Raw genomic sequence first — 4,578 nt, forward strand, 5'->3', positions numbered from 1 at the left:
CGAAAACAAACTGTATCGTCTTCCGTTTCGTTCCGATGCGGGAATGCTTTACTACCGACAAGACTTGCTAGAACAAGCAGGATACGAACCTCCCGAAACCTTCGAGCAATTGCTGGAAATTTCCCAAGACTTACAACAGCAAGGGGCAATCGACTGGGGCTATGTCTGGCAGGGCAAACAGTACGAAGGATTGGCGGCAATGTTTGTGGAGATCTTGCAGGGTAATGGTGCTTTTTGGGTCAACCCCGATACCCTGGAAGTGGGACTGGACCGTCCTGAAGCGATTGCAGCAGTCAAGTTTTTAAGTAAAGCGATCGCTCTTAATGTTTCCCCGCCTGGGGTGACTACCTATGCCGAAGAAGAAACTCGTTTATTGTTTCAAAATGGCAAGGCAGCTTTTTTACGCAATTGGCCCTATGTTTATAGTTTGGCTTTAGATTCTCCCATAGCAGGGAAGTATAGTATCAAACCAATGGTCAGTGCTGCGGGTTTTCCCAGTGGTGCGACTCTTGGAGGCTGGGGTTTGGGTATTGCCACAAGCAGCAAACATCCCGATGCTACTTGGGAGGTAATGAAATTTCTCAGTAGCGAAGCATCACAACGGGAATTTATTTTAGCAACGGGTTTTGTTCCCAGTCGAACTGTATTGTTTAACGATAAGGCGATCGTTACTAAATATAGTCACTATCCCAAATTATTAGAAGTAGTCCAAAGTTCCGCATTGCGCCCGCCTATTTCTCAATACGCTCAAGCCTCCGATATTCTTCAGCGTTATCTTAGTGCGGCAATCACCAGTAAAATGACTCCAGAACAAGCCATGGAAACTGCTGCAAGGGAAACTAGGAGTTTATTGAAAAGATAAAAAAATCAAAGATTAATAATCAAGTAAATGATTAATAAACAAGAAAAAATAACGGGTTGGCTGTTAGTCATTCCAGCTTTAGTAATTATGGGTTTGGTGTTTGTCTATCCTATTGTTCGAGCTTTTTACTTAAGTTGGTTTGCCGAAAACTTAGGTACTCAATTACAACCAGTCTTTGTGGGGTTGAGTAACTATCAAAGGATGTTAGGAGACGGTAGATTTTGGCAGAGTATATTTAATACTTCTGTTTTTACCGCAGCTAGCGTCAGTTTGGAGTTGCTAATAGGCTTAGGGGTAGCTTTAGTATTGAATAAATCCTTTTTCGGTCGGGGTATAGTTAGAACTGTTGCCATAATTCCTTGGGCGTTACCTACTGCGGTTATGGGGTTGGCTTGGGCGTGGATTTTTAACGACCAATATGGAGTAGTTAATGATATTTTAGGTCGTTTAGGCGCGATCGATACGGGAATCAATTGGCTGGGTACTCCTGGTTTGGCGATGGTAGCTTTAGTAGTGGCTGATGTTTGGAAGACTACCCCTTTTATTAGCATCATTCTCTTGGCAGGATTGCAATCTATCTCTGGAGACCTGTACGAAGCACACAAGATGGATGGGGCAACTCCCTGGCAAAGTTTTTATCAAATTACTTTGCCTCTATTAATGCCTCAAATTTTAATTGCCCTATTATTTAGATTCGCTCAAGCGTTTGGAGTCTTCGATTTAGTACAGGTAATGACGGGTGGTGGTCCTGCGGGTACTACCGAGACAGTTTCAATTTATATCTATTCCACAATTATGCGCTATCTTGATTTTGGCTATGGCGCGGCTTTAGTTGTCATAACTTTTATGCTATTGATTCTGGCTGTGGGCATTACTTCATTACTGTTAAAGAAAGTCAGAATATAAATTGTCTTTAGTTTTTAATCGCCGCGAATTTGTTCGGTAAAATCAATCAATAACTGCATATTATCGATCGCAATACTTCTCAGATCTTGAGTTAAGGGTAATGCTCCTTCTGCCCCAAACCATCGCTCGAAAATTCCTACATATTCTGCTTCCCCAGCTAAAACCCCTTCCATAAACTCCACCAAACGATAGTTAACAATATTGAGCAACTGAGAATTATTTTCTGCCACCATACAAGCAATACCTTCCCGCGAAAAATCTCCCACAATTTGATAATTCTGACGATCTGCATTATTGTGCAGCCAACTCTCTAACAAAATGCCATCATCAGCAAAAGCATCAATTTCTCCTCCTTGCAAAGCTTGATAGCCAGACGAACGATCTTGATAAATAATTATTTCCGCTTCGGGTTGGGCGAGTCTAATACTTTGTTCGTTAGTAGTTTGAGCGATCGCACCGATGCGTTTTCCTTTCAATGATTCAGCAGACCAAAAATCATTACCTTTTATAGTTAGCAATCTAGTCCCCGTAGAACTATAACTAAACGAAAAATCAACTAGGCGATCTCTTTCCCAAGTAAAACTACTCGCATCGCAAACAATATCTACGTCCCCATCAATTAATTCAGGAATGCGCTCTTTGGGTTCTAATGCCACTAATTCCAATTCAATTTCTCGTTCTAATTCCGACTCCAACCCTTCGACAATCAACTGCAAAATATCAATCGAATAGCCCACTAACTCCCCTGCTTCGTTGCGATAGGCGAAGGGTAAAGCATCTTTACTCGTTCCTGCGGTGAGTTTTCCCGTACGTTCGATTTTTTCTAATACTGTTTCGGCAATGACACTCGGACTGGGCAAAACTAATAAACTACAACTTATAACTGCAATTCCCATTACTTTTGCTCTTAAGTACCGCAACATATTTATCTTATTAGTCTTTAATCAAAGTTCGTTATAGTGTCACGTTAAAAATCCTCAATTGACCAGTTCGATCGTTTTTATTTAACAATTTTCTAAAAAATATTATGATTTTTGAATAGTGCAACAGGTAAAAATATCGTGGCTCGAATTTTCTTAGCGATCGCAGCTTTCCTCGGGGGTATTTCCGTAATCTTAGGAGCATTTGCCAGTCATGGCTTAAAAGACCAATTGAGCGATCGCGCTTTAGAAATTTGGCAAACTGGTACAAAATATCAGATGTATCACGCCTTAGCTTTAATTTTAGTAGCATTGCTGTTAAGCCGTATGTCTGATGGATCGACTCCTCTAACTATTGCAGGATGTGCTTTTATTGCAGGAACAATTCTTTTTTCAGGTAGTTTGTACGCTCTCAGCTTAAGTGGCATCAAAATCCTGGGCGCGATCGCTCCTCTTGGTGGTGCAGCGTATATTGCTGGTTGGGCTTGCTTGGCGGTTGCGGCATTGAATTGGAAATATTAAAAGTTTAAAACTAAATTAAGCGATGATTATGAGTCAAACAAGCCAAATATGCCGAAGAGAAGGGTAAAATCTTACTTGTATTGTCATTTTGCAGCTAATAACTAAAAGTTAGTCCCGAACAGCTATTTAAAGATCGAATTTTTAATTAAAATCCTATGCGTATTGCTCTTTTTACTGAAACATTTCTGCCCAAAGTCGATGGCATTGTAACTCGTCTCCGTCATACTATCGAACATTTAGAACGCAATGGCGATCGCGTTTTGGTCGTTGCGCCCGAAGGGGGTTTGACAGAATATAAAGGAGCAAAAGTATACGGCGTACCAGGAATGCCCCTTCCTTTGTATCCCGAACTAAAATTAGCATTACCTCCCATTGGTACGAAAAATGCCCTGGAAGAATTTCAACCCGATTTAATTCATGTAGTCAATCCTGCTTTTTTGGGGGTAGGAGGCATCTACTATGCTAAAACCATGAATATACCCTTAGTGGCTTCCTATCACACCCACTTACCTCAATACCTACAGCATTATGGTTTGGGTGCGTTAGAAGGCTTATTATGGGAACTACTAAAAGCCGCTCACAATCAAGCTAGACTAAATCTTTGCACTTCTAGCGCGATGGTCAAAGAACTAGAAAATCACGGCATCGAACGAGTGGACTTGTGGCAAAGAGGAGTCGATACAGAAATGTTCCAGCCCCATCTAGCTTCGGTGCAAATGCGATCGCGCCTATCCCAAGGACATCCTGAAGATCCTTTATTACTTTATGTGGGTCGAGTCTCCGCAGAAAAGCAAATCGACCAAATCAAACCCGTATTAAAAGCGATTCCCAACGCTCGTCTGGCAATTGTGGGCGATGGTCCTAATAGAGAAGCATTAGAAGCCCATTTTGCAGGAACAAAAACCAATTTTGTCGGCTATCTCCAAGGATTAGAATTAGCCGCTGCCTATGCCTCTGCTGATGCCTTTGTCTTTCCTTCCCGCACGGAAACTTTGGGTTTAGTTTTACTGGAAGCTATGGCTGCTGGTTGTCCCGTAGTTGCTGCCAGATCTGGCGGAATTCCCGATATTGTAACCGATGGCGTTAATGGCTATCTATTTGAACCAAGCGATCCAGATGGTGCAATTACTGCCACTAAGTCTTTGTTAGAAGCTACGGCAATTAGAGAAGAATTACGTACCAATGCTCGCCAAGAAGCAGAAAGATGGGGCTGGGCTGCTGCTACTCGCCAGCTACAAAGTTATTATCGTAATGTTCTCGATGCTAGCTACGAGCTGCCCTCTGCTGCTTGATTCAATGAGAGTCTGGCGATCGCTCGATTAAATTAACGCGAGCCTCCAACAAAAAAGAATTTGCCGATTTCAAAAG

General features: G+C 42.0%; 5 protein-coding genes. 4 read left to right on the forward strand and 1 reads right to left on the reverse strand.

The genetic code is table 11. From position 1 onward, the window contains the following. Positions 1 to 862, forward strand: an 862-nt coding sequence (locus AC33VI_RS12485; RefSeq protein ID WP_491782595.1) for an ABC transporter substrate-binding protein, incomplete at its 5' end; no start/stop codon positions are given. Between the two features lie 27 nt (positions 863 to 889). Then, positions 890 to 1,768, forward strand: coding sequence for a carbohydrate ABC transporter permease (locus AC33VI_RS12490; RefSeq protein WP_491782596.1), 879 nt, complete (start codon positions 890 to 892; stop codon positions 1,766 to 1,768). 14 nt (positions 1,769 to 1,782) lie between these two features. On the opposite strand, the gene AC33VI_RS12495 is transcribed toward AC33VI_RS12490, so the two are convergent. Further along, positions 1,783 to 2,664, reverse strand: coding sequence for an amino acid ABC transporter substrate-binding protein (locus tag AC33VI_RS12495; protein WP_491782597.1), 882 nt, complete (start codon positions 2,662 to 2,664; stop codon positions 1,783 to 1,785). A 165-nt stretch (positions 2,665 to 2,829) separates the two neighbouring features. Between AC33VI_RS12495 and AC33VI_RS12500 the strand changes: the two genes are divergently transcribed. Continuing rightward, entirely contained in the window at positions 2,830 to 3,210 is a 381-nt protein-coding gene (locus tag AC33VI_RS12500; protein ID WP_491782599.1) for a DUF423 domain-containing protein, read from the forward strand. Positions 3,211 to 3,365: 155 nt separating this feature from the next. Next, positions 3,366 to 4,502: a glycosyltransferase gene (locus tag AC33VI_RS12505; protein ID WP_491782598.1), complete on the forward strand. Its 1,137-nt coding sequence runs from the start codon at positions 3,366 to 3,368 to the stop codon at positions 4,500 to 4,502. Positions 4,503 to 4,578 lie beyond the last annotated feature (76 nt).

This window comes from Waterburya sp. (assembly GCF_058530065.1).

Bases quoted from the DNA above. Each gene is read 5' to 3' on its own strand.
- AC33VI_RS12490 (WP_491782596.1), top strand. From the start codon at position 890: ATGATTAATAAACAAGAAAAAATAACGGGTTGGCTGTTAGTCATTCCA.
- AC33VI_RS12495 (WP_491782597.1), bottom strand. From the start codon at position 2,664: ATGGGAATTGCAGTTATAAGTTGTAGTTTATTAGTTTTGCCCAGTCCG.
- AC33VI_RS12505 (WP_491782598.1), top strand. From the start codon at position 3,366: ATGCGTATTGCTCTTTTTACTGAAACATTTCTGCCCAAAGTCGATGGC.